Below are 24,687 nucleotides of genomic sequence, written 5' to 3' on the forward strand. Positions count from 1 at the left end.
GCGCGCGGCGCGCTCTGATAGACCCTTGCCATGAACCCCTTATCATCGATCGAAGCCGCCCTGCTGGAGCGGGCCGCCGATGCGCCGATGCTGGCGCAGGTGCAGGATTGGGCGGCGATCAATAGCGGATCGCGGCATCTGGACGGGCTGGCGCGGATGGCCAGCGCGCTGGCGGATAGCTTTGCCGTACTGCCGGGCGATGTGACGCTGATCGACGCTGTGCCGGTCGAGACGATGCGCGCCGACGGACGGGTCGAGACGATCATCCATGGGCAACATCTGCATCTGTCGGTGCGGCCGCAAGCCCCGGTGCAGATTTTGCTCACCGGGCATATGGATACGGTCTTTGCCGCCGATCATCCGTTTCAGGCGCAGCGCTGGATCGAACCGGGCGTGCTGAACGGGCCGGGCGTCGCCGACATGAAGGGCGGGATCGCGGTGATGCTCTCGGCGCTGCAGGCGATCGAGGGAACGGACGCGGCGCAGATGCTAGGCTATGACGTCGTCATCAATAGCGACGAGGAAGTGGGCAGCCCCTCCTCCGCTGGCCTGTTGCGGACGATGGCGGCCGGCAAGGTCGCGGCCTTCACCTATGAGCCTGCCCTGCCCGATGGCACGCTGGCGGGCGCGCGGGCGGGGAGCGGCAATTTCTCGATCGTGGTGAGCGGGCGCAGTGCCCATGCCGGGCGCAATCCCGATGACGGACGCAACGCGCTGCTGGCGGCGGCCGACCTAGCGCTGCGGCTCAAGGCGGGGAGCGGCCCCGGCTGTTCGTGCAATCCCGCGAAGATCGAAGGCGGCGGGCCGAATAATGTCGTGCCCGACCATGCGGTGTTGCGGGTCAATTTCCGGCCCCGGACACCGCAGGATGAGGCGGCGGCGCGGGCGCTGATCGAGCGGGCGATGACCGCTGTGGCGCGCGACCATGACGTCAGCCTGCATCTGCATGGCGGTTTCGGACGGCCGCCAAAGCCGATGGATGACAAGGCCGAGCGCCTGTTCGGGCTGGTCAAGCAATGCGGAGCCGATCTGGGGCTGGAGATTGGCTGGCGCGATACCGGCGGGGTGTGCGATGGCAATAATATCGCCGCTTGCGGTGTGCCGGTGGTCGATACGATGGGCGTGCGCGGCGGGAGTATCCATAGCGATGCCGAATTTCTGATCGCCGACAGCCTGCCCGAACGGGCGCAATTGTCGGCGCTGGCGCTGCTGCGGATCGCGCAAGGCAAATATAAGATATGAAGAAGAGAGGGTAAGCGCTTGAGTTTCATCATGCGAACCGCACGGGCGGAGGATTTGCAGACGCTCTATGAAATGGCGAAGCTGACCGGGGGTGGCTTCACCAACCTACCGCCTGACCGCAAGTCTTTGGCGGCCAAGCTGGAGCGGACCGAGGCGGCGCTGGCGCGGGCGGAGGATGGCATTGCCGACGAGCTGATCGTCATGGTGCTGGAAAATGTCGAGACGGGACAAGTGCGCGGCACATGCCAGATTTTCTCGACTGTGGGGCAAAGCTGGCCTTTCTATTCCTATCGGTTGGGGATGCTGACCCAGCATAGTCGTGAATTGGGCCGGACATTCCGGGCGCAGATGTTGTCGCTCACGACCGATCTGGAGGGATCGGTCGAGGTCGGCGGGCTGTTCCTGCACCCGCGCGAACGGGCCGAGGGGCTGGGCCTGCTACTCTCGCGCAGCCGCTATCTCTATATTCGCGGGCATCGGCAGCGCTTTGGCGACAAGGTGATCGCCGAATTGCGCGGGGTAATTGACGAGGCGGGCGGATCGCCCTTCTGGGACGGGTTGGCCGGGCGCTTCTTTGGCATGAGCTTTCAGGAGGCGGATGAGTTCAATGCCGTCAACGGCAACCAGTTCATCGCCGACCTGATGCCCAAGACGCCCATCTATACCGCGATGCTGACCGACAGCGCGCGCGCGGTCATCGGCCTGCCCCATCCCAATGGCCGGGCAGCGATGCGGATGCTGGAGACCGAAGGGTTCGACAATGCGGGCTATGTCGATATTTTCGATGGCGGGCCGACGATGGTGGGGCAGATCGACCAGTTGAAGACGATTGCGGGCGCGCGCGACGTGACGCTGGGCGCGACGCATGAAAAGGGCGGCGACAAGATGCTGATCGCGACCGGGCGGCTGACCGACTATCGCTGCACCTGGGGTTTCGTGCAGGAAGCGGACGGCGTCGTGTCGCTTGATGCGGCGAGCGCGGCGCGGATCGGGCTGGAACCGGGGGTCGAATTCACCATGGCGGGGCGGGCATGAGCGTTACCGAGATTAATTTCGACGGGCTGATCGGGCCGAGCCATAATTATGCGGGCTTGAGCGTCGGCAATCTGGCGTCGGCGCGCAATGCGGGCGCGGTGTCGCATCCGCGCGCGGCGGCGTTGCAGGGTATCGAGAAGATGCGCGGCAATATCCGGCTGGGGCTGACACAGGGCCTATTCCTGCCGCAATGGCGGCCCGATGGGGCGTGGCTGGCGCAGTTGGGGACCGATGTCGGGGCAGCCGAGCCGCATATCCGAGCGGCGGCGATGTCGGCCTCGTCCATGTGGGCGGCCAATGCGGCGACGGTGTCGCCCGCCAGCGACACAAGCGACGGGCGCACCCACCTGACCGTCGCGAACCTGGTGACGATGGCGCATCGCAGCCATGAATGGCCGCAGACGCTGGCGCAGTTGCGCGTCGCCTTTTCCGACCAGAGCGTCTTTGCTGTGCATGGCCCGGTGCCGCCGCCCTTTGGCGACGAGGGCGCGGCCAATCATATGCGGTTGGCCGAACGGCATGACCAGCCGGGAGTCGAGATATTCGTCTATGGCCAGTCGAGCGGCCCCTTCCCCGCGCGCCAGCATGTCGAGGCGAGCAAGGCCGTGGCGCGTCGGCATGGACTGGAGCCGGCGCGGACGCTGTTCGTGCAGCAATCCGAGGAAGCGATTGCGGCGGGCGCTTTCCACAATGATGTGGTGGCGGTGGCCAATGAGCGGGTGTTGTTCACGCATGAACTGGCCTTTGCCGACAAGGAAGGCTTCTATGCCGATCTGCGCGCTGCCCTGCCCTGCGTCGAGATTGTCGAGGTGCCTGCCAGCGCGGTGAGCCTGGCCGATGCGATCAAAAGCTATCTCTTTAATGCGCAGTTGGTGACGCTGCCGACGGGCGAGATGGCGCTTGTGCTGCCGACCGAGGCGCGGGAGACGCCTGCGGTGTGGCAATGGCTGGAGCAGATGATCGCGGGCAATGGGCCGATCCGCCGACTCGTGCCGGTCGATGTGCGCCAGTCCATGGCCAATGGCGGTGGTCCCGCCTGTCTGCGGCTGCGCGTCGTGGCCGATCCGGCGACGATCGATCCGCGCTTCCTGGTGGATGAGGCGAAGCTGGATGCCATCGCGGCCATCGTCGCGGCCTATTGGCCCGAAGATATCGCGCCCGATGGCCTTGGCGACACGACGTTGATCGCGCGGATCGAACAATCATGGTTAACGCTTGTTGACCATTTGCAGCTTTCGGGCGATCTCATGCCGTGATGGCGGGGGCCAAACGCCGGATGGAATCGAAATGGAACGGATCAAGCGTCTTTTCATCGTCAAGACCAAGTTCGAGGCGTTTCTGATCATCTACGCGCTCGCCCTTGGCGCGACCGAGCGCGGCGTCGCCTATATGCAGCAATATCCCGGCACCGGCGGGCAGCTATTGGCGCTGGCCTGCACTGGCGCGGTCTTCATGGGTGGCGGCATGATATTGGACACGCTCGAATATCGGCGCACCTACGGATAGCTCAAGGGCTTGCGCTGACGGCACCCGCCGGTCAGGGATGATGGCCATGGGTGCCATCATGTTGCAGGGAACCGGATCGGATGTCGGCAAGTCTGTGCTGGTCGCCGGGCTTTGCCGGGTACTGGTGCGGCGCGGCTATCGGGTGCGCCCGTTCAAGCCGCAAAATATGTCCAACAATGCCGCCGTGACCGCCGATGGCGGCGAGATTGGCCGGGCGCAGGCGTTGCAGGCGGTCGCCTGCGGGGGGCCGCTGCATACCGACATGAACCCGGTGCTGTTGAAGCCGCAGGCCGACCGGACATCGCAACTGATCGTCCATGGCCAGGTGCGCGGCACGCTTGGATCGGGCAATTTCCGCGCCGCGCGGGGCGAATTGCTCGGCGCGGTGCTGGAAAGCTATGCGCGGTTGCAGGGGCAATGCGACATCGTCGTGGTCGAGGGTGCGGGATCGCCCGCCGAGATCAACCTGCGTGGGGGCGACATCGCCAATATGGGCTTTGCCCGCGCCGCCAATGTGCCGGTCGTCCTGGTCGGCGACATCGACCGGGGCGGCGTGATCGCGGCGGTGGTCGGCACGCGCACCGTGATCGACCCGGAGGATGCAGCGATGATCCAGGGTTTCCTGATCAACAAATTTCGCGGCGATCCGGCTTTGTTCATGGATGGCTATGCGCAGATCGAGGCGCTGTCGGGCTGGCGTGGACTGGGCGTGGTGCCGTGGCTGGATGCCGTAGCGCGACTGCCGAGCGAGGATGCGGTCGTGCTGGAGCGGCGGCAATTTTCGGTCGATGCGCCGCTGGTGGTCGCCTGTCCGGTGCTGCCGCGCATTTCCAATTTCGATGATGTCGATCCGTTGAAGCTGGAGCCGGGGGTGGACCTGCGCATGGTCGGGCCGGGCCAGGTTATCCCCGCCGAGGCGGCGCTGGTCATCCTGCCAGGTTCCAAAGCGAGCGTCGCGGATATGCGGGCGATGGTGGCTCAGGGGTGGGACATCGACATTCGCGCGCATCATCGGCGCGGGGGCGCGGTGCTGGGGATATGCGGCGGATACCAGATGCTGGGGCGGACGATTGCTGACCCGGACGGGCTGGAGGGACCGCGGGGGTCAGTCGCGGGGCTAGGGCTGCTGGATATCGAGACGGTGCTCGGCGGGACCAAGACGCTGGAAGCGGTGCGTGGCCGGGCGCTGGGGGCCGAATTTGGCGGCTATGAGATGCATATGGGGCGGACAGATGGGCCGGATCGTGCACGGCCGTTCGCGATGCTGGGCGATCGGCCGGATGGGGCGATCAGCCGCGATGGGCGGGTGATGGGCAGCTATGTGCATGGGCTGCTCGCCAGCACGGATTTGCGCGACGCCCTGCTGCAGCGGCTGGGCAGCGCGTCGGCGGGGCAGGATTATGACCAGTCGGTCGAGGATGCGCTGGACGAGGTCGCCGCGCTGCTCGAAACCCATGCCGATGTTGATGCCATGGTCGCGCTGGCGATGGGCTGATCGTTATTTGATGGGAAAATGGTGCACCCAGAGCGATTCGAACGCCCGACCCTCAGATTCGTAGTCTGATGCTCTATCCAGCTGAGCTATGGGTGCAGAAGAAAGACCGGCGGCGAGGCTGGAAGCCCGACCGATAAAGCCCTTCGGAAAAATGGTGCACCCAGAGCGATTCGAACGCCCGACCCTCAGATTCGTAGTCTGATGCTCTATCCAGCTGAGCTATGGGTGCATTTGGAGAGGCGCAGATAGAAGCGCCCGGCCATTTGGGCAAGCCCCTTTTTTGCACTTTTATGGCCCGTTTCCGAACCGGAACGAGGAAAGGGCAACTTTTGCCGCGCTGCACCGTTCGGATGGGCAGGAGGACCCGCCATGAGCTTTACCCTGAATGACATTGCCTTGCTGCTGATCGCTTTGGTCATCGGCCTGATATTCGGCCTGATGATGAGCGGGCGCGGCAAATATCGCCGGGCCTGGCGCGACGAGCAATTGCTGCACCGGCAATCGGTGAAGGAACGCGATGCGCGGATCGAGGCGGCGGAAACGCGCGTGCGCGAGCTGGAACGGCAGGCGGTGCCGGTGGGTGCCGGTGCGGCGGGCGTGGCTGCGGCCAGCGCCACGCATGAGCGCGATGACCTGAGCCGCATCAACGGGATCAGCCAGGCGCAGGAAGTGTCGCTCAACGAGGCGGGCTATCAGCGCTTCGAGCAGATCGCGGCCTTGGGTGCCGAGCAGGAAGCGGCGCTGGAAGCGCGGCTGGGGTTGCGGCCCGGTACGATCGTTCAGGAGGATTGGCGCGGTCAGGCGCGCACGCTGGAGACCAAGCCCGCCAAGCGTGGCCTGTTCGGCTAAGCCCAGGCTTCGACGTCAAAGAGAAAGGGCGGGGATTGCTCCCCGCCCTTTTCTTATGCCTTCTTAGCCAGCGCGGCCTGCGCCGCCGCGAGGCGGGCGATCGGCACGCGATAGGGCGAGGCCGAGACGTAATCGAGGCCTGTCGCCTCGCAGAAGGCGATCGAGGCCGGATCGCCGCCATGTTCGCCGCAGATGCCGAGCTTGATGCCGGGGCGGGTCTTTCGCCCGCGTTCGGCGGCGAGCTGGATCAGTTCGCCCACGCCCTCGACATCGATGCTGACGAAGGGATCGCGCGCGAAGATGCCCTTGTCGACATAGGTGCCAAGGAACCGGCCCGCATCATCGCGGCTGATGCCGATGGTAGTCTGCGTCAGATCGTTGGTGCCGAAGGAGAAGAATTCGCCCACTTCCGCGATTTCCCCGGCCTTGAGCGCGGCGCGGGGCAGTTCGATCATCGTGCCCACGAGATATTCGACGCTGTCGCCCTGTTCGGCGAAGACTTCGGCGGCGACGCGATCGACGATCGCCTTCATCAGTTCCAGTTCCTTGCGCGTCGCAACGAGCGGGATCATGACTTCGGGGATCGGCGCTTCGCCGCCGCGCTGCTTGACGATCAGTGCCGCTTCGAAGATGGCGCGGGCCTGCATCTCGTAGATTTCGGGATAGGTGACGCCCAGGCGGCAGCCGCGATGGCCGAGCATCGGGTTGAATTCATGCAGTTCGTTGGCACGGCGCTTGAGCACGTCGACCGACACGCCCGCCGCCTTGGCCACTTCCTCGAATTCCGCTTCGGCATGGGGCAGGAATTCGTGCAGCGGCGGATCGAGCAGGCGGATGGTGACGGGCAGGCCCGCCATGACCATGAAGATCTGCGCGAAATCGTCACGCTGTTCGGGCAGCAGCCGTTCGAGCGCGACGCGGCGGCCCTTTTCGCTGTCGGCCAGGATCATTTCGCGGACGGCGGTGATGCGGGCCGCGTCGAAGAACATATGTTCGGTGCGGCACAGGCCAACGCCTTCCGCGCCGAATTCGCGCGCGACCTTGCAGTCCTGCGGCGTTTCGGCATTGGCGCGGACCTTGAGGCGACGGACCTTGTCGGCCCAGACCATCAGCGTGCCGAAGTCGCCCGCCAGTTCGGGCTGCACGGTGGGCACTTCGCCCGCCATGACTTCGCCGGTCGACCCGTCGAGGGTGAGGATATCGCCTTCCTTCAATTCCCGACCGCCAATACGCAGGACTTTCGCCTTGCTGTCGATCGAGATGCCACCCGCGCCGGAGACGCAGGGGCGGCCCATGCCGCGCGCCACCACGGCAGCGTGCGACGTCATGCCGCCACGCGCGGTCAGGATGCCCTTGGCCGCGTGCATGCCGTGAATATCCTCCGGCGATGTTTCGACGCGGACGAGGATAACGGCGTCGCCCATTTCATTGCGACGCTCGGCGGTGTCGGCGTCGAACACGATCAGGCCAGACGCGGCACCGGGGCTGGCGGGTAGCCCCTTGGTCAGCACATCGCGCGGTGCCTTGGGATCGAGCGTGGGGTGGAGAAGCTGATCGAGCGCGGCGGGATCGACGCGGGCGACGGCTTCTTCCTCGGTGATCAGCCCTTCATGCGCCATGTCCACGGCCATCTTGAGCGCCGCCTTGGCGGTGCGCTTGCCAGAGCGCGTCTGCAGCATCCACAGCTTGCCCTGCTGGACGGTGAATTCAATGTCCTGCATGTCGCGATAATGGGTTTCGAGGATCTGGAACACCTTGGCCAGTTCGGCATAGGTTTCCGGCATCGCCTCTTCCATCGACAGCGGCTTGGCCCCTGCCCGTTCGCGCGCGGCGAGCGTCAGATATTGCGGGGTGCGGATGCCGGCGACGACATCCTCGCCCTGCGCGTTGATCAGAAATTCGCCATAATAGACATTCTCGCCGGTCGACGGGTCGCGGGTGAAGGCGACGCCGGTGGCCGATGTTTCGCCCATATTGCCGAACACCATCGCCTGCACATTGACCGCCGTGCCCCATTCGCCGGGGATGTTGTTGAGGCGGCGATAGACTTTCGCGCGCTCCGACTGCCAGGAGCCGAACACGGCGCTGATCGCACCCCACAGCTGGTCATGCACATCCTGCGGGAAGGGCTTGTCCCACAGTTTCTTCACGAGCGCCTTATATTCGGCGACCAGGGCCTTCCAGTCGTCGGCGGTCATTTCGGTGTCGAGGCTGTAGCCCTGATCTTCCTTGGCGACTTCGAGCGCTTCCTCGAATGCGCCATGGTCCAGTTCCAACACAACGTCCGAATACATCTGAATGAAGCGGCGATAGCTGTCCCAGGCGAACCGCTCGTCGCCCGACGTGTTGGCGAGGCCGATGACGGTTTCGTCGTTGAGGCCGAGATTGAGGACCGTGTCCATCATGCCGGGCATCGACGCGCGCGCGCCGGAACGGACCGAGACGAGCAGCGGATCGGCGGCGTCGCCGAATTTCTTGCCGGTGATCCCTTCGATATGGGCAAGGCCAGTGGCGACTTCCGCCTTCACGCTGTCGGGATAGACGCCGCCATCTTCATAATAGCGGGTACACATTTCCGTGGTGATGGTGAAGCCCGGCGGCACCGGCAGGCCGATCGCGGCCATGCCATCGAGGTTCGCGCCCTTACCGCCCAGAAGGTTGCGGTCCCCCTGCCCGCCATCATCCACGCCGCCGCCAAAACGATAGACATAACGGGTCGAGGTTGTGGTCATGATGGCCTCTTGTGTCTCAGTCATTCCCGGCTCTCCCTGCACTGATTGCCGATTATATTGCGTTGCAACAATCCAGCAGCAATAGCGGGATGATGCGCGATCGAATAGGATTATTACGCTTTAACTTCGCACTTTTCCCGCTGATTTTGTCATTTCGTTGCGTTAGCCCGTAATTTTCGAAAAGTCGGCTACGCTATGAACGGCGTCACGCACCCGCGCCAGCAGCGCAAGGCGGGCCGCGCGCTTGGCGGGATCAGCGTCATTGACCGTCACGCTTTCAAAGAAGGCGTCGATGGGCGCGCGGAGCGTGGCGAGGGCGGCCATCGCGCCCTCGAAATCCTCCGCCGCCACCGCCTGCGCCGTGCGCGGTTCCGCCACGTCGAGCGCGGCGATGAGCGCAGCTTCGGCTATTTCGGGCGTGTAGGACAGCGGGAAAATGCTGTGTTCCTTGAGATTGCCCTCCCCCTCAAGGGGGAGGGTTGGGTGGGGGTGTGCCACATCGAGAGCCGGACGCTCGCCTGCGGCTCGCTCCCCCTCTCCCCGGCCCTCTCCCCGCTGGGGAGAGGGAGTCTGTGGCGCGTCCTTCTTGAGGATGTTCGCGGCGCGCTTGTAGCCTGCGAGCAGGTTTGCGCCATCGTCGGTCGCGACGAAGGATTGCAGCGCATGGACGCGGGCGAGCAGGCGGACGAGATCATCTTCGCCACCCAGCGCGAACACTGCGTCGATCAGGTCGTGACGGACACCGGCTTCGCGTTGTTGGACCTTGAGGCGGTCGGCGAAGAAGTCGAGGACAACCTTTTCGGCAACGGCATCCGCACGCAGACGTATCAACGACGGTGTAATAGTCGAATCCCAAGCATTTTCCGTTTGCTTAGCTTGTATTACTACTAGCCATTGTGGCGCGTTTAGGAATTTCTCTGGCCAGTCAAAATCTGACTTACGGTAGAAGGATACGACTCTCCAAAGCCCTTCCGATTGCACCACGTTTTCGTTATCAGAAAAAGGCAATCCAAAGGCACCTCGCGCCAAGAACGCATTTCGCTCTTCTTGTTGCGAGTAAACATCAGCGACAATTGAAAGATATTTCGTCCAAAGCAGGCTGAGAGAAAACCGCAGACCGTTGGTCAAGGTAATCCTATTAATACCCAAAACAGCGCGCCGTAATGCGAAAGGATCGCGCGAACCCGTGGGAAATTCTTCGATGCCAAAGAAGCCAAAGAAGGTATCCAGCTTATCCGCCAAACTCACTGCCACGGTGACTGGCGCGGTGGGGACGTCATCGCCCTGCCCGACCGGTTTGTAGTGGTCGCGGATGGCGTCGGCTACGGCGTCGGGCAGGCCTTCGGCGCGGGCGTAGTAGCCGCCCATGACGCCTTGCAATTCGGGGAACTCGCCGACCATTTCGGTGACGAGGTCGGCTTTGCAGAGGCGGGCGGCTTGTTCGGCGAGGGTGGCCAATTGCTCCCTCTCCCCTGCGGGGAGAGGGCTGGGGAGAGGGGGTTCTACGCCAGTGTCGCGCGCACCATTAGCGTCGAGCACCCTCTCCCTGCCCTCTCCCTCAAGGGAGAGGGTTCCAGAAGTCACGATGCCCTCTTCCACCAGCCAGCGGGCCAGTTTCGCGACGCGTTCGACCTTGTCGGCTACCGTCCCCAGTTTCTCGTGGAAGGTGATGCGTTCGAGTTTCTTGGCGTGGTCTTCCAGCCGCGTCTTGCGGTCCTGTTCCCAGAAGAAGCGCGCATCGCTCAAGCGCGCGGCCAGCACCTTGCGGTTGCCTGCGATGATCGCCGCGCCGCCATCCTTGGCGTCGATATTGGCGGTGCAGATGAAGGCGGGGGCGAGTTTGCCCGCGCCGTCGCGCAGCACAAAATATTTCTGGTTAATGCGCAGGGTTAGCTGGATGACTTCAGGCGGCACCTCAAGAAAGACGGGGTCGAAATCGCCGAGCAGCGGCACCGGCCATTCGGTCAGGCCCGCATTTTCCGCGACGAGTCCCTTGTCCTCGATGACGGTGTAGCCATGGGCGGCGGCGGCTTGCGCGGCCTTGTCCGCGATGATCGCCTGGCGTTCCTGATGGCTGACGATGACATGGCAGGCGCGCAGCTTTTGCGCATAGTCGCCCGCCCCGCCGATGGTGATTTCGGCCGGGTGGTGGAAGCGATGGCCAAGCGTCGCATAGCCGCTGCGGATGCCATCGATCTCGCAGTCGATCAGTTGCTCGCCCAGGATCGCGACGATGCCCTGCAACGGGCGGACCCAGCGCAGGCTTTCGGTCGTCTGCGACGCGGTGCCCCAGCGCATGGATTTGGGCCAGGGGAAGGCGCGGATGATGGCGGGGATGGCTTGCGCCAGCACGTCTGCGGTGGCGCGGCCGGGCTTGTTGACCACGGCGAACCAGATGCCGCCCCGGTCTTCGAGCTGATCCTGGGTCAGGCCGGTCTTGCGCAGGAAGCCTTCGAGCGCTTGCGGCGGCGCGCTGGTGCGCGGGCCTTTATGCTCTTCGCTGACGGCGGCGGTTTCGAGCGGCAGCTCGCGGGCGATGAGCGCCAGGCGGCGGGGCGTGACGAAGCTGTCGATCGCGCCCGGCGTCAGGCCGGATTTCGCCAGTTCCTCGGTAAAGAGGCGGGCGAGATCGTCGCTGGCCTTGAGCTGCATGCGCGCGGGGATTTCTTCGCAGCGCAGTTCGAGGAGGAAGTCGGTCATATTTCATTCTTCCGTTCGTCTCGAGCGAAGTCGAGAGACGTGGAGGACAGGTCGCGCGAGCGTGTCTCGACTTCGCTCGACACGAACGGATGTAGGGTGCAGCTCACAAGGCTCACACCACCCACCCCGGAAATTTCGCGCTCCAAGCATCGCTATTGCTCGCGATCCATGCTTCGCAGCTGCCCTTCGCCATGTCGCGGACCTGGCCCATATAGCTGGCGCGTTCCTGGACGGAGATCACGCCGCGCGCTTGCAGCAGGTTGAAGACGTGGCTGGCCTTGATCGCCTGGTCATAGGCGGCGAGCGGCACGCCATTGTCGATGCAGCTGCGCCATTCGGACTGGCAATCCTTGAACCAGCGGAACAGCTTTTCGGTGTCGGCGACCTCGAAATTCCATTTCGACATCTGCTGTTCATTGGCCAGGAACACGTCGCCATAGGTGACACCGGCATCATTGAATTTCAGGTCATAGACGCTGTCGACGCCCTGAATATACATGGCCAGCCGTTCGAGGCCGTAGGTGAGTTCGCCCGCGACCGGCTTGCAGTCATAGCCGCCCATCTGCTGGAAATAGGTGAATTGCGTGACTTCCATGCCGTCGCACCACACTTCCCAGCCAAGGCCCCAGGCACCCAGCGTCGGGCTTTCCCAGTCATCCTCGACAAAGCGGATGTCATGGACCAGGGGATCGATGCCGATTTCCACGAGGCTGCCGAGATACAGCTCCTGCAGATTGGCCGGGCTGGGCTTCATGATCACCTGATATTGGTAATAATGCTGCAGCCGGTTGGGGTTTTCGCCATAGCGGCCGTCCGTGGGTCGGCGGCTGGGCTGGACATAGGCGGCGTTCCACGGCTGCGGCCCAAGTGCGCGCAGCGTGGTGGCGGGGTGGAAGGTACCCGCGCCGACTTCCATGTCATAGGGCTGGAGGATGACGCAGCCCTGTTTCCCCCAATAGGCATGGAGGGTCAGGATGAGGTCCTGGAAGGAAAGCGCTTTGCCTTCGGCCACGAATAGTCCTTCGCGAAATGGTCGGTTTTGCTGGCTCGCGCCTTGGCGCATGGGGCCGATAGGGTCAAGGGCAGGACGGAGCGAAACAGGGTTAAGTGGCTTGCCCTTGCGCCATCCGCCCCGCATGGTCGGGGCTATGAAGATGCTTGCTTATCTGGCCCATGGCCTTGCCGCCGCGCTGTTGCTGACCAGTGGCCCGGTCGCCGCCCGCCCTGCCCCGCCCGCGACCAATGTCGCGACGCCCGCGCTGTGGCGGGTGAAGGATGCGGACACGACTCTTTATCTGTTCGGCACGGTGCATGTGATGAAGCCGGACGTGGACTGGTTTCGCGGCGGGGTGAAGGCCGCGTTCGACGGGTCGGACGAGTTGGTGCTGGAAATTATCGAGCCGGACGATCCCAATGTGATGGGTGGCGTGATGATGGCCAAGGCGCTGGCCAACGATGGCGTGGCGCTGTCCGACCGGCTGACGCCGGAGGCGCGGGACAAATATCGCGCGGCGATGGCGGCGAATGGCCTGCCCGTTCCGGCCTTTGACCGGATGAACCCGTGGATGGCGGGCATGGCGCTGGCCGTCGCGCCGCTGGCGAAGATGGGCTATCAAGCGGACCTTGGAGCGGAGAAGATTCTGCGCGGTGCGGCGGTGAATGCGGGCAAGCGGGTCGAGGCGCTGGAGACGGTCGAGCAGCAGATCGATTTCTTCGCGACGCTGCCGATGGAACAGCAGGTCGCTTTCCTAAACGCGACCGTCGACGGCTTGCCGGAGATGGAAACGGAGTTTGCCGCCCTACTGCGCCACTGGCAGGCGGGCGACCCGGACAAGCTAGGCAAGTCGATGAACGAGTCGCTGGAGGCGACGCCTGAACTCGCGCAGGTGCTGTTGATCGGGCGCAACGCGAGCTGGGCGCAATGGATCAAGGCGCGGATGGCGACGCCGGGGACGATATTCGTCGCGGTGGGCGCGGGGCATCTGGCGGGTAAGGGCAGCGTGCAGGATCAGTTGAAGACGCTGGGCATCACCGCCCGGCGGATCAAGGAGTAAGCGACGATGCGGCGGTTCACCCATTTCCTGGCGCTGTGCGCGCTGACGCTTGTCGCGGCCTGCGGGCAAGATAGCAGCCCCAAGCCGGAGGCTGCGCAGGGTGGCCCGGCGCTGTGGCAGGTGTCGCGCGGCACCATGAAAGGCTGGCTGTTCGGCACCATCCATGTGCTGCCCAAGGGGGTGGCGTGGGAGACGCCGACGATCAGCGAAGCGATGGCGCAGGCGGATCGGCTGGTGCTGGAAGCGGCGGATTTGCAGGATGAGCAGAAGACGCTGGCATTGTTCGAGCAGATGGGTCGCAGTCCCGGCCTGCCCCCGCTCGACCAGCGGGTGCCGGAGGAAGATCAGGCCGCGCTCGTCAAGGCAGTGGCGGATGGCGGCACCAGCACGCAAATGCTGTCGGGCTATGAAAGCTGGGCGGCGGCAATGCTTTTGTCGGCGGCGAGCCAGCAGGCGCTTAAGGTGAGCCAGGATGACGGCGTCGAGCCGGTACTGATCGCCGCCTTCAAAAAGGCGGGCAAGCCGATTGGCGGGCTGGAGACGGTAGAGCGGCAATTCGCTGCCTTCGACACGTTGCCTGATTCCGCGCAGGCGAAGCTGCTGGTGCAGACGGTGCGCGAGACCAAGGATATGAAGGCCCTGTTCGACCGCATCCTGACCGCCTGGCGCAAGGGCGACATGGAGGCGATCGCGAAAGAGGACCAGAATGGCGAGCAGCCCGATCCGGTGGTCGAGGAAGCGGTGCTGGTCGCGCGCAACCGCGACTGGGTGAAGGCGATCGCGCCGATGACGGGGCGGCCCTTCATTGCGGTGGGCGCGGGACATCTAACGGGGCGGGAAAATCTGATCGAGCTGTTGAAGGCCAAGGGCTTTACGGTGACGCGGGTGCAGTGATTGCAAATGTCCGTTCGTCCTGAGTAGCTATTGAGCGAAGTCGAAATAGCGTATCGAAGGACCGGCTCACGCGCATCCTTCGATACGAGGCTTCGACAAGCTCAGCCTCTACTCAGGACGAACGGACATTGTGTCGCGCCCCACCTTGCAATCTTGCCCTTTTCTGCTAAAGGGCGCGCTCCCGCGATGGTCATCCCTGGAGGCGTGGCGGGAAAATGTAACTCAAACCAGCTTTTGGAGACACGCAATGAGCGAGCAGCTTACGCTGTCGGCCGAGGCACGCGATCGGGCAGGCAAGGGAGCCTCCCGCGCCCTCCGCCGTGAGGGCCGCGTACCCGCCGTCATCTATGGAATGAACGAAGAACCCCAGTCGATCCACGTCGAGGAAAAGCTCCTCAACAAGTTGCTGGGCACCGGTCATTTCTTCAATTCGGTCGTCATGGTGGAAGTCGGTGGCAAGTCCATCCGCACGCTCGCTAAGGACGTGGCCTTCCACCCCGTCTCCGACCGTCCGCTGCACGCCGACTTCCTGCGCGTTTCGGAACATGCCAGCGTCACCGTCGCGGTGCCGGTGCGCTTCGAAAATGAAGCCGCTTCGCCGGGCCTGAAAAAGGGCGGCGTGCTGAACATCGTTCGTCATGATGTCGAACTGATCGTCGATGCCGCGGACATTCCCGAAGATGTCGTGGTCGACCTGACCGGCTTTGAAGTCGGCGATTCGATCCACATCAGCGCGGTCAAGCTGCCCAAGGGCGCGAAGGCGGCGATTGATGATCGCGACTTCACCATCGCGACGATCGTGGCCCCGTCCGCGCTCAAGAGCGCCGAGGGTGGCGAAGGCGACGCCGAGGCAGAAGCTACGGCCGAATAAGCCTCTAACACTTCAAACTCTCAAACCTCCGTTCGTGCTGAGTAGGGACTGAGCTTGTCGAAGGCCCGTATCGAAGCATTGGTCCCAGGGACTGATCCTTCGATACGCCATTTCGACTTCGCTCAATGCCTGTCCTGAGCGACTGCCTTAGCAGGCAGTCGAAGGGGCTACTCAGGACGAACGGAGGTTTTTGATTCGGGAAGAAAAGCCATGCAAATCTGGGTGGGGCTCGGCAATCCGGGCACGCAATATGCGATGCACCGGCATAATGTCGGCTTCATGGTCGTCGACCTGATCGCCGACCTGCATCGCTTTTCGCCGCCCAAAAAGCAGTTTCAGGGCTGGGTGCAGGAAGGGCGGATCGGCACGGAGAAGATCCTGCTGCTCAAGCCCGCGACCTTCATGAACGAAAGCGGCCGGTCGGTGGGTGAGGCGATGCGCTTCTACAAGCTGACGCCGCAGGACGTGACCGTCTTTCACGACGAACTCGACCTGGTGCCGATGAAGGTGAAGGTGAAGCGCGGTGGCGGCAATGCCGGGCATAATGGCCTGCGATCGACCGACGCGCATATCGGCGCGGACTTCCGCCGGGTGCGGATCGGCATCGGCCATCCGGGCCATAAGGACAAGGTCCATGGCTATGTGCTGGGCAATTATGCCAAGAGCGAGATGGACGCGCTCGCCGCGATGCTGGGCGCGATCGGCGCCGAGGCGGAGTGGCTGGCCAAGGGCGACGATGCGCGCTTCATGAACGAAGTCGCGTTGCGGCTGGCGGACTGAGCGCCAAAGGCAAACGGCGTCCGACAGGGTGCCGGACGCCGCTTCCTATGGGCAGGAGGGGTTGGCCCCCTGCCCTTGCTACATCAGACGATCACGAACTCGGCGTTGGTCATCGCCAAGCCCGTAGAGATGGAGGCGAACTGCACCGCAGCCCCCGCCCCATTGCCATCGGCATCGAACAGCAGCGCGCCGGTGGCGCTATTGTAGATGATCCGATCGCTGGCATCGGCGGCGCCTGCCCCGATGCGGAACGCCGCAGCGGTCAGTACCCCGACCGGCAGACCACCAAAGGCCGCCGAATTCAGCCTGAACTGGTCGTTCGCCACTGAATAATCAGTGATGGTGTCGAGATTGGCAGTCAGACCATTCATGAAGGCGAAGATGTCGTTGCCGGCACCACCAACCATCATGTCGTTGCCCGACCCGCCGCTCAGCACATCATTGCCGCCGCCGCCTTCCAGCGTATCATTGCCGCCACCGCCGATCAGTTCGTCGTTGCCAGCGCCGCCCTTGATGACGTTATTGGCGGAGCTGCCGGTCAGCACGTCGTTGAAGGCCGAGCCGTTGATATTTTCCATCAACGCGACGGTGTCCGTACCGGCACCGCCGGTCACCTGCGCGACCGCGATCGACAGGCTGACCGTGACGGCCGAGGTCGCATTGACATAGCTGAGCGTGTCGATGCCATTGCCGCCATTGATGATGTCATCGCCAGCGCCTCCTTCGAGCAGGTCATCCCCGTCGAAGCCGAACAGGATGTCGTTGCCGTTTTCGCCGGTCAGCTTGTTATTGCCGCTGTTCCCGTTCAGCGCATTGTCGAGGGCGTTCCCGGTGAGGCTGGACCCCGCCGTCCCCGTCAGGGTCGCATTTTCGACCGCGCGACCGACCAGCGTGTAGGTCACGGACGAATAGATCAGGTCCGTACCGGCACCCGACGATTCGATGACATTGTCGCTCGCCGTATCGACATAATAAATGTCGTCGCCAGCGCCGCCATTCATGACGTCGACGCCCGTGCCGCCATCCAGAATGTCATTGCCGTCGCCACCGATCAGCGTGTCGGCATCGCCCAGGCCATAGAGCGCATCATTGCCCGTGCCCCCATTGAGGATGTTGACTTCGCCGGACCCGGTGATGCTGTCATTGCCATTGCCGCCGACGACATTCTCGACGCTCGATAGCGCGATCGCGCCGGAACCGACGAACACAGCATCAACCGCAGTTCCATCCACCAGGCTGACGAGGGCATTGAAGCCGTTGGTGCCAGAGAAATCGAACGTGTCGATGCCAGCGCCGCCCGCGAAAATTTCGCCATAGCCGCCATTCCAGCCATTGACGATGCGCAGCGTATCATTGCCCTCCTCACCGTAGAAGATATCCACGCCGCTGCCACCGTCGAAGATGTCGTTGCCAGCACCGCCGATCAGCAGGTCGTTGCCGCTGCCGCCGTTCAGCGTATCATTGCCCGCCTCGCCATAGAGCGTATCATCTCCAGCATTGCCGTTGATGACGTTGGCGGACGCATTACCGGTGATGGTGTCTGCCAATTGCGTGCCATCGACATTTTCGACGGCTGTAATCGTCCAGGGACCGCCATAAAGCGGGTTATACTGCCAGCTTCCCGACGTCAGATTGACGGTCGAGCCATAGATTGTCGTGATCTGGCTGAGGTCCAGCCGATCGACGCCGGAGCCGCCGTCGATATTGTCACCAAATTCCGTCGCTGAACCCGTCTGGCGAACGATGAAGACATCATTCCCCGCCTCGCCATAAATCGAATCGCCGAAATAGCCGCCATAGATGGTGTCATTGCCATTGCCGCCATAGACGACGTCGGTGCCGTCGCCAGCATCGAGTATGTCGTTCCCGTCGCCGCCATAGAGGGTATCGTCGCCCTGACTGCCATCCAGCACGTCATCGCCCGAGCCGCCATATAGCGTATCATTGCCCAATCCGCCGTTGAGCAGGTCGCTGCCGCCATTGCCGTTGAGCACATTGTCGGCCTGGTTGCCGGTGATCGTGTCGTTGCCCGACCCGCCATTGGCGTTTTCGATCAACGATGCGGTGTTGCCGCCGAACAGCAGCGCATTGAAGATGTTGCCGCGGGCATAATTGCCATCGCCCAGATAAGCGATCTGCGCGCTGCTGAACGTCGAATGGCCGCCGGGGTTGAGGTCCAGCGTCAGATTGGTGGTATAGTTGGACAGATTATAGGTATCGATGCCGCCACCGTCCCAGATGGTCGCGAAGATGCGGTTGCCGCCCGGATCGATGGCCACCGACCCATTGATCAGGGTTTCGCCGCCGGTCTGGCTCCAGGTATAGACAGTGTCGCCCGAATTGACCGAATAGTCGGCCCCGTACATCGTTTGCAAAGCCAGGATGTCGAGCATCATATAGCTTTGCGGCGCACCCCATTGTTCATAGGAATAGCCGCCGGTCAGCGGATCGCCGATATAGCTGCGATAGGTCATGACCGTAAATTCGATCGAATCCCAAGCCGTTGGCAGTGCGCCATAGGCACCGCCGGTCTGGCCATGCGCCAGACCCAGCGAATGACCGAGTTCATGGAACATGGTGTGCCAGGCATAGTTGCCCGCCGTCGGCGTCTTCAGCGAATTGACAGTGCCGTCATAGGCGTTGCCGAAGAAGGTATCGCCGCCATAGATGCTGTTGCTGGGATAGTAAGCATAAGCCGTGCCAGGGTCGCTGGAGTTGGCACCGCGGATCGTGGCTGCCGATGACCCGGCGCCATCATAGTCGAGCGTCAAATTCGTGAAGGATTCGACACCAAAAGCGGTGGCTGCGCTGGATTGCGTATAAGCAAAGGAATTGAGCGCGGTGTGAAAAGCAAGCGTCTGTTGCGCGGTGAATTGTGAAAAGCCTTCATTCTGGGCACTGATGGTATCGCCGTCAGCGTCAGAATTATAGCCAGCCTGATAATCAGCGGCGGAATCCGTGTCGCTATAGTAGATTGTCTGGGCGGGATCCCATTTGATGCCGCTGAACAAGCCGTCGATGATCTGGTTGCCCGTAGCCGCCTGCGCTAGCGTCGTGTTGCCATTGCCATTTTCCTGCGGCGCGTCGAGGTCGCCCGGCGCGCCGGTGCTGACCGGTTCGGGCATGACGTCCTGCGGATAGAGCAGCCGGATTTCGCTGCGCACTTGTTCGTTGTTCGAAAGAGACCAGATGTCCGATACATCCGTGAAAGAGGACGGCGTGTCGAATGGCGACACTATGTCATCTTCGTCTCTCAACTTGGCCATTAGGGGGCCGCCCTCGGTGATCCTAAGCATACATCCTCCTGCAAAACTGCGTTGGATGACACGTTCACTGTGCCTTTTTTAGGCGACCACTATGGAGCGACGTAATGGCACCATTATAGGCAACTTCCAAGCGATAGATTTCTCAATCATTACAATATGATGCTAATTCAATATTTCTATGCTATTGAAATTCAACCTATTATTTCAAGGGCATGACCCGCCGAAAATGGAATTTATTTCAAAGATGTTGGGCGCGACTGGACCATGATGGGTCACTTCCGAAAACGGATAATGATCAGGATCGAAAACCGCGGGTGATGACGTGGCGAGACCTAATGCGGTCCGTCCTGGCGCAGACGCTCCGCCCGCCGTTCGGCTTCGCGCGCCAAGGCATGGCCGGGGTGCCGTTCGGCAAAGAGGCGATAGGCTGCCTCGCTATTGCGCCGTTGTGCGTCGTCAAACTGTTCGCGAACGGCGACTTCCGGGTCTCCGGGTGGTCGCATGATACCGCCTGTGCCAGGCGGCGCTTCATAGGATTGCTGGCGTGGGGCAGCCGGTCGCGCTGCGACGCAAGCGGACACGCTCAGGCATCCCGCTATCAAAGCGACACGAGCAATAGGATGACTCATAGGAAAATCCCTCGACAAGGGAGTGCAGCTTTACCAGATTTCCGCGCCGCGCTCAATGAACGCCCCTATTCACGAAACGCCGTTTCGCTCAAGCGGGTGATGGGGGTGAAGATATAGGCGAGGATAGACCGTTTGTCGCCCAGCAGATTGACTTCGGCCCCCATGCCGGGACCGATAGGCAGGTCGCGCCCGGCCGAATCCTTCATCCCCGTCGCGGTGGTGCGAACGCGCACGACATAATGGCTTTCACCCGTGCGTTCGTTCACCACCGCGTCGGGCGACACGGCAATGACGGAGCCAGGCATCGATCCATAGACCGCGCTATCATAGGCGGAGATATGGACCTTCGCCCGCTGGCCGAGCTTGACCGACGCGATGTCCTTGGCCGCGACCATGGCCTCTACGATCAGCGTATCGCGCGCGGGCACCATTTCGAGCAGCGGGTCGCCGGGGCGCACGCTGCCGCCGACCGTCGTCACGAAGACGCGGTTGATGCGTCCATCCATCGGCGCCTTGAGCGTCGTGCGTTCGAGCCTGTATTTGTAAGCCGGCATCGTCGCCTGCCGCACCGACATTTCCGCGCGCGCGGCGGTCAGTTCCCCGGCGGCACGGGCCAGCCAGTCGCGCTTTTGCTGGAGCGCGCTGGCCTGCGCCTCGGCCAGCAGCGAATGGGCGCGGCTGAGTGCCGCAGCGGCCCCCTGCGCGTCGCTGGTCGACATGCTGAAGGCATTTTGCGCCTGCAACAAGGTGCGGCGCGGCTCGATCCCCTCCTGCACCAGTGGCCGCACCAGGTCGAGATCGGCACGCGCGGTTTCGCGGGCGGAGATGCGCGCGTCCTGCGCGGCGCTGGCTTCGGCGATGGTGCGCGACGCCTGTGCGATGCGGGCGGTGCCGACGCTGGACAGGGCGGCGAGTTCGGCCATGCGCGATCGGTAGAGGCTTTGCTCGACCTCGATTTGGCTCGCCATCTGGGCGTTGCGCGGCTGCGGGAAGCGCGGCGGGCGGCCCATAATCTCGGCTTCCAGGCGGATGATCTTGAACTGCAGCGAATCGCTGCTGGATCGATTGCTTTCCAGCTCCGCACCCGGCTGGATCGGGCTGAGCCGGACCAACGCCGTGCCCTGCTTCACATCCTGGCCCGTGCGCACCATGATCGATTCGACCACGCCACCTTCCAGATTGGAGATGATCTGCAATTGCGAGCTGGGGATGACCCGGCCATTGGCGCGGACGGTCCGGTCGATTTCCGTGAGCCAGGCCCAGAGCAGAAATATCAGCACGAAGGCGGCAATGGTCCACAGGATGATGTTCGCCGGCACCCTTGGCTTGATATAGGTCGCAGGCTCCTGCGTCAGCGCCCGGCCGGTCATGCCGCTTTTCCTCTGGTCAGTTTTTGCAGCACGGCATCGCGCGGACCATCCGCCACGATTCGGCCCTTGTCGAGCACGACGATCCGGTCGACCAGTGCCAGCAGCGAGGTGCGATGGGTGATCAGCATCAGCGTGCGCCCCTGCACTTCGGGATGCAGGCGGGTGATGAGTTCCGCTTCGGTCTGCGCGTCCATCGAACTGCTGGGTTCGTCGAAGATCAGGATTTGCGGGCGCCCCGCCAGCGCGCGGGCGATCGCGATCGACTGGCGCTGGCCACCCGACAGCCCATCGCCCCGATCGGTCAGGCGCAGGTCATAGCCGTTGGTAATCGGCCCCATGAAACGATGCGTGCCGCTGATCTCCGTCGCGCGGATCATCTCGTCCTGATCCACGACGGCGCGGTCCAGGCAGATATTCTGGCGCACCGTTCCGGCGATCAGCACATTATCCTGCATCCCCGCGCCGATCAGGCGGCGCAATTCGATAGGGTCATATTGGCGCACGTCGATGCCATCGATCATGACGACGCCATCTTCGGGTTCGTAGAGGCCAAGGACCAGCCGGGCGAGCGTGGACTTGCCGGACCCGACCCGCCCCAGAAAACCAACCCGTTCGCCCGGCGCGATCGTCAGATTGACCTGCTCCAGCGCCTTTTCGGGCGAACCGGGATAGCGGAAGCCGACATTGCGCAATTCTATCTGCCCGCGCAGCACGCCGGGGTGCAGCGCATCGCCCTGCGGCCCTTCGCTCGGCGCATCCATCAGCGCGTTGATCTGCCGATAGGCGACGCGCGTCGCGGACAGGCGCGACAGCAGCGTCGCGATCTGCGCCAGCGGCGCAAGCGCACGGCCACACAGGATGGAGCAGGCGAGCAGCGCCCCGGTCGTAATCTCGTTACTGCGCAGCAGGGCGACGCCGACGATGATGATGCCGCAATAGGCAATGGTCGATGCGCTGTTGGCGACCGTCATCGGGATGGAGGAGATCAGCCGCTGGCCAAGCGAGCTTTCCGAATGGCTGATCAGTGCCTTGCGCCAGCGCCCGCTCAGCATCGGTCCGGCCCCGATCGCCTTGACCGTTTCCAGGCTGCCGATGGTTTCGACCAGCACCGATTGCTTGAGCAGGCCATCGCCCAGGCTGCGCGACGACATGCGGTCGAGCGCGGGGGTGGTGACGATGCCCGACAGGATGACGAGCGGGATCATCGCCAGCGGCAGCACCACCAGCACACCGCCCAGCATGGCGATCACCGCGAGGGTGACGAAGATGAAGGGCACATCGATCAGCGCGGTCAGCGTCACCGAGGCGAAGAAGTCGCGCAACGTCTCCAGTTCGCGCATCAGCCCGGTGAGCGCGCCGGTCGATCCCCGCCGATGGTCGAGCCGCAGCGCAAGCAGCTTGGCGAACAGCGTTTCGCCGACATCATGGTCGATATTGGCGCCGGCGACATCGACGAAATAGACGCGCAGCAAGCGCAGTACGAAGTCGAAGATGATGACGAAGACCAGGCCGATGCTCAGCCCCACCAGCGAGGCGGCACCATCATTCGGGACGATCCGGTCATAGACGGTCATGGTAAAGAGCGCCGACACGAGCGCGAAGATGTTGATCAGCGCAGCAGCGACCGCGACCTTCATATAGATGCCGCGATTGCGCATCATCGGTTCGATCAGCCAGGGGGCGAAGCGGCGCTTGCCGGTGGCGAGCAGAGGCTCTTCATTCATGGTCTGGCGGCCCCGTCGGAGGAAACGACCGCGATCGACAGTTCGTCCAGCAACTGGCCCGCTCTGGCCAGCAGGACGAAGCGCGACAGGTCGCGCTCCGCCAATGTCTGCACATAGGTCGCGATGGATGCGAAATAATTGTCTTCGGACGTGATGACATCGAACAAGGTGCCGCCCGACGATGCGAAGCGTGCGGCATAGACGTCGCGGCTGTCGCGGCTGGCGAGGTAGGTCGCCTGCGCCGCCGTCAGTTGCGCGTCGAGCCCGCGCATGTCCCCCCACGCCATCTCCGCGTCGCGCAGCGCCTCGCGCCGGACCCGCGCGGTATAGGCGTCGGCGGCATCGGCACGGGCGGTCGCCTGATCGGCCTTCGCATTGATCCCCGCGCCAAGCTGGGCACGAATAATGAGGCGGCCGCGAATGTCATAGTCGCCGGGATTTTCGAACACGCCATAGCGGCCCGCATCCACCCCGGCGGCAATCGTCGGCAGGCGGTCGGATCGCACGGCCCGCGCATCCTGCCGCGCGGCGCGCGCTTCGGCCTCGGCCTTCAGCACGGTCGGCGACCGCAGGATCAGCGTTTCGAGCGATTCGCGCGTGCCGACGTCCATGGGCGGCACGGGCGCGCGCATCAGGTCAGCGGGGGCGTCATGCCCGGCCAGCGCGCGATATTGCGCTTCGGCACTGGCCCGGTCACGCTGATACATGGCGAGCCGGGTCTGGACCGAGGCGATCGAACTGTCGATGCGGGGCAGGTCGCCGCGCGCGGAGAAGCCCTGCTCGATGCGGCGCTCGACCGCGGCCCGCAGGCGCATTTGCCGCACGCCATAATCGATCGCGGCCCGCTCCATCAGCCGCTGCGCCAGGATGGAATACCAGGCGGTCACGGTGCGCAACGCGACATCGGTGCCATAGCCCATGATGCCGGACCGCGCCGCTTCGACCCGCGCATTGCCCGCATTGATACGGCTCGACGCTGCGCCGAAATCGAGGAGCCTTTGCCGCAGCGAAGCCGTGGCGTCGGTACGCCCTTCGGGGCGGGATCGTTCGACGATATTGCCGGGATCATTGGAGAAATTGCGCGCGAACGAGCGATGCGCGTCGACGCTGAGGTCGAGCGTCGGGAAGATGGCCGAACGCGCCTGCACCCGCGCCGCCTGCGCCTCGCGCTCGCCCGCGCGGGCTTCGTCCATCAGCGCATTGGTCTGGACCGCCGATTCGATTTCCGCGCGAAACTGGCCCGGCGGCCCGACACGATCGACCAGGTCGATCAACGGATCGGCCTGCACCGGATTGCTGAAAGGCGTGGGATTGGGCGGGAGGATGAGACTGTCCTGCGCCCATGCGGCGGACGAACAGCCGCAGCAAGCCAACAACGCCATGCGCGTCATCATGCCCCTATGCCACCGACCAAACAGGTTGGACCGCCCCCCAGGCAGCCTAGCGATCGACAAAAACCCCACCCCAAAATCACATAATGGTTATCCCAACATGAGCTTTGCGACCCCAGTTAAGACCATGTTCGGGTGTAGTGCGACGC

At 63.5% G+C, this 24,687-nt stretch carries 18 protein-coding genes and 2 tRNA genes; 10 read left to right on the forward strand and 10 right to left on the reverse strand.

Annotation, left to right across the window (positions count from 1 at the left end):
- The first annotated feature begins 30 nt into the window (after positions 1 to 30).
- Genes SxD43FB_RS01415 through SxD43FB_RS01435 form a run of 5 tightly spaced genes read left to right on the forward strand, consistent with a single transcriptional unit; the run spans position 31 to position 5,278 of the window.
- Positions 31 to 1,242 carry a hydrolase gene (locus SxD43FB_RS01415; RefSeq protein ID WP_096060669.1) on the forward strand — a complete coding sequence of 404 codons (1,212 nt, stop codon included), beginning with the start codon at positions 31 to 33 and terminating at the stop codon, positions 1,240 to 1,242.
- A gap of 18 nt (positions 1,243 to 1,260) precedes the next feature.
- On the forward strand, positions 1,261 to 2,277 hold the full coding sequence (locus tag SxD43FB_RS01420; RefSeq protein ID WP_176482643.1) for an arginine N-succinyltransferase: 1,017 nt from the start codon (positions 1,261 to 1,263) through the stop codon (positions 2,275 to 2,277).
- Complete coding sequence (locus SxD43FB_RS01425) at positions 2,274 to 3,533, forward strand: N-succinylarginine dihydrolase (protein ID WP_096060671.1); 1,260 nt, start codon at positions 2,274 to 2,276, stop codon at positions 3,531 to 3,533. The genes SxD43FB_RS01420 and SxD43FB_RS01425 overlap by 4 nt, the downstream gene beginning before the upstream one ends.
- 31 nt (positions 3,534 to 3,564) lie before the next feature.
- Positions 3,565 to 3,783, forward strand: a complete 219-nt coding sequence (locus tag SxD43FB_RS01430; protein WP_043151364.1) for a hypothetical protein — start codon at positions 3,565 to 3,567, stop codon at positions 3,781 to 3,783.
- A gap of 46 nt (positions 3,784 to 3,829) precedes the next feature.
- Positions 3,830 to 5,278 (forward strand): cobyric acid synthase, encoded by a 1,449-nt coding sequence (locus tag SxD43FB_RS01435; RefSeq protein WP_096060750.1) that lies wholly within the window; start codon positions 3,830 to 3,832, stop codon positions 5,276 to 5,278.
- A 19-nt stretch (positions 5,279 to 5,297) separates the two neighbouring features.
- Here the strand turns inward: SxD43FB_RS01435 and SxD43FB_RS01440 are convergent.
- Both SxD43FB_RS01440 and SxD43FB_RS01445 read right to left on the reverse strand, forming a co-directional pair.
- Positions 5,298 to 5,374: transfer RNA gene (locus tag SxD43FB_RS01440), tRNA-Arg, on the reverse strand.
- A 56-nt stretch (positions 5,375 to 5,430) separates the two neighbouring features.
- Positions 5,431 to 5,507, reverse strand: a tRNA-Arg gene (locus SxD43FB_RS01445).
- 140 nt (positions 5,508 to 5,647) lie between these two features.
- On the opposite strand from SxD43FB_RS01445, the gene SxD43FB_RS01450 reads away from it, so the two are divergent.
- A complete protein-coding gene (locus SxD43FB_RS01450; protein ID WP_096060672.1) occupies positions 5,648 to 6,127 on the forward strand; it encodes a hypothetical protein in 480 nt (159 codons plus the stop codon).
- Between the two features lie 53 nt (positions 6,128 to 6,180).
- Here the strand turns inward: SxD43FB_RS01450 and ppdK are convergent, their stop codons facing one another.
- The 3 genes from ppdK to SxD43FB_RS01465 form a co-directional block, all read right to left on the reverse strand.
- Positions 6,181 to 8,883: a pyruvate, phosphate dikinase gene (gene ppdK, locus SxD43FB_RS01455; protein ID WP_096060673.1), complete on the reverse strand. Its 2,703-nt coding sequence runs from the start codon at positions 8,881 to 8,883 to the stop codon at positions 6,181 to 6,183.
- 138 nt (positions 8,884 to 9,021) lie between these two features.
- Positions 9,022 to 11,559 carry a glycine--tRNA ligase subunit beta gene (glyS, locus tag SxD43FB_RS01460; protein WP_096060674.1) on the reverse strand — a complete coding sequence of 846 codons (2,538 nt, stop codon included), beginning with the start codon at positions 11,557 to 11,559 and terminating at the stop codon, positions 9,022 to 9,024.
- 112 nt (positions 11,560 to 11,671) lie between these two features.
- Positions 11,672 to 12,571: a glycine--tRNA ligase subunit alpha gene (locus tag SxD43FB_RS01465; protein WP_096060751.1), complete on the reverse strand. Its 900-nt coding sequence runs from the start codon at positions 12,569 to 12,571 to the stop codon at positions 11,672 to 11,674.
- A gap of 136 nt (positions 12,572 to 12,707) precedes the next feature.
- Here SxD43FB_RS01465 and SxD43FB_RS01470 point away from each other — a divergent pair, with 136 nt between their 5' ends.
- The 4 genes from SxD43FB_RS01470 (at position 12,708) to pth (ending at position 16,158) form a co-directional block, all read left to right on the forward strand.
- On the forward strand, positions 12,708 to 13,613 hold the full coding sequence (locus SxD43FB_RS01470; protein ID WP_096060675.1) for a TraB/GumN family protein: 906 nt from the start codon (positions 12,708 to 12,710) through the stop codon (positions 13,611 to 13,613).
- Positions 13,614 to 13,619: 6 nt separating this feature from the next.
- On the forward strand, positions 13,620 to 14,507 hold the full coding sequence (locus tag SxD43FB_RS01475) for a TraB/GumN family protein (RefSeq protein WP_096060676.1): 888 nt from the start codon (positions 13,620 to 13,622) through the stop codon (positions 14,505 to 14,507).
- A gap of 247 nt (positions 14,508 to 14,754) precedes the next feature.
- Entirely contained in the window at positions 14,755 to 15,378 is a 624-nt protein-coding gene (locus SxD43FB_RS01480) for a 50S ribosomal protein L25/general stress protein Ctc (protein ID WP_069066626.1), read from the forward strand.
- A 210-nt stretch (positions 15,379 to 15,588) separates the two neighbouring features.
- Positions 15,589 to 16,158, forward strand: coding sequence for an aminoacyl-tRNA hydrolase (gene pth / locus SxD43FB_RS01485; protein WP_096060677.1), 570 nt, complete (start codon positions 15,589 to 15,591; stop codon positions 16,156 to 16,158).
- 83 nt (positions 16,159 to 16,241) lie between these two features.
- Here pth and SxD43FB_RS26285 read toward each other — a convergent pair whose 3' ends face one another.
- The 5 genes from SxD43FB_RS26285 to SxD43FB_RS01510 form a co-directional block, all read right to left on the reverse strand.
- Positions 16,242 to 19,454 carry a M10 family metallopeptidase gene (locus tag SxD43FB_RS26285; protein ID WP_096060678.1) on the reverse strand — a complete coding sequence of 1,071 codons (3,213 nt, stop codon included), beginning with the start codon at positions 19,452 to 19,454 and terminating at the stop codon, positions 16,242 to 16,244.
- Positions 19,455 to 19,756: 302 nt separating this feature from the next.
- Positions 19,757 to 19,927 (reverse strand): hypothetical protein, encoded by a 171-nt coding sequence (locus tag SxD43FB_RS25085; RefSeq protein ID WP_096060679.1) that lies wholly within the window; start codon positions 19,925 to 19,927, stop codon positions 19,757 to 19,759.
- A gap of 191 nt (positions 19,928 to 20,118) precedes the next feature.
- On the reverse strand, positions 20,119 to 21,423 hold the full coding sequence (locus SxD43FB_RS01500) for an HlyD family type I secretion periplasmic adaptor subunit (RefSeq protein ID WP_096060680.1): 1,305 nt from the start codon (positions 21,421 to 21,423) through the stop codon (positions 20,119 to 20,121).
- A complete protein-coding gene (locus SxD43FB_RS01505) occupies positions 21,420 to 23,147 on the reverse strand; it encodes an ATP-binding cassette domain-containing protein (RefSeq protein ID WP_096060681.1) in 1,728 nt (575 codons plus the stop codon). Before SxD43FB_RS01505 ends, SxD43FB_RS01500 begins: the two co-directional genes overlap by 4 nt.
- A complete protein-coding gene (locus SxD43FB_RS01510; RefSeq protein ID WP_255245564.1) occupies positions 23,144 to 24,529 on the reverse strand; it encodes a TolC family protein in 1,386 nt (461 codons plus the stop codon). Before SxD43FB_RS01510 ends, SxD43FB_RS01505 begins: the two co-directional genes overlap by 4 nt.
- Between the last annotated feature and the right edge of the window lie 158 nt (positions 24,530 to 24,687).

The organism is Sphingobium sp. D43FB (assembly GCF_002312805.1).
Classification (GTDB): Bacteria; Pseudomonadota; Alphaproteobacteria; order Sphingomonadales; family Sphingomonadaceae; genus Sphingobium.

Coding starts and splice junctions, on each gene's coding strand:
- SxD43FB_RS01435 (WP_096060750.1), top strand. CDS start 3,830: ATGGGTGCCATCATGTTGCAGGGAACCGGATCGGATGTCGGCAAGTCT.
- ppdK (WP_096060673.1), bottom strand. CDS start 8,883: ATGACTGAGACACAAGAGGCCATCATGACCACAACCTCGACCCGTTAT.
- SxD43FB_RS01450 (WP_096060672.1), top strand. CDS start 5,648: ATGAGCTTTACCCTGAATGACATTGCCTTGCTGCTGATCGCTTTGGTC.
- SxD43FB_RS01475 (WP_096060676.1), top strand. CDS start 13,620: ATGCGGCGGTTCACCCATTTCCTGGCGCTGTGCGCGCTGACGCTTGTC.
- SxD43FB_RS26285 (WP_096060678.1), bottom strand. CDS start 19,454: ATGCTTAGGATCACCGAGGGCGGCCCCCTAATGGCCAAGTTGAGAGAC.
- pth (WP_096060677.1), top strand. CDS start 15,589: ATGCAAATCTGGGTGGGGCTCGGCAATCCGGGCACGCAATATGCGATG.
- glyS (WP_096060674.1), bottom strand. CDS start 11,559: ATGACCGACTTCCTCCTCGAACTGCGCTGCGAAGAAATCCCCGCGCGC.
- SxD43FB_RS01425 (WP_096060671.1), top strand. CDS start 2,274: ATGAGCGTTACCGAGATTAATTTCGACGGGCTGATCGGGCCGAGCCAT.
- SxD43FB_RS01480 (WP_069066626.1), top strand. CDS start 14,755: ATGAGCGAGCAGCTTACGCTGTCGGCCGAGGCACGCGATCGGGCAGGC.
- SxD43FB_RS01505 (WP_096060681.1), bottom strand. CDS start 23,147: ATGAATGAAGAGCCTCTGCTCGCCACCGGCAAGCGCCGCTTCGCCCCC.
- SxD43FB_RS25085 (WP_096060679.1), bottom strand. CDS start 19,927: ATGCGACCACCCGGAGACCCGGAAGTCGCCGTTCGCGAACAGTTTGAC.
- SxD43FB_RS01510 (WP_255245564.1), bottom strand. CDS start 24,529: ATGGCGTTGTTGGCTTGCTGCGGCTGTTCGTCCGCCGCATGGGCGCAG.
- SxD43FB_RS01500 (WP_096060680.1), bottom strand. CDS start 21,423: ATGACCGGCCGGGCGCTGACGCAGGAGCCTGCGACCTATATCAAGCCA.
- SxD43FB_RS01415 (WP_096060669.1), top strand. CDS start 31: ATGAACCCCTTATCATCGATCGAAGCCGCCCTGCTGGAGCGGGCCGCC.
- SxD43FB_RS01470 (WP_096060675.1), top strand. CDS start 12,708: ATGAAGATGCTTGCTTATCTGGCCCATGGCCTTGCCGCCGCGCTGTTG.
- SxD43FB_RS01430 (WP_043151364.1), top strand. CDS start 3,565: ATGGAACGGATCAAGCGTCTTTTCATCGTCAAGACCAAGTTCGAGGCG.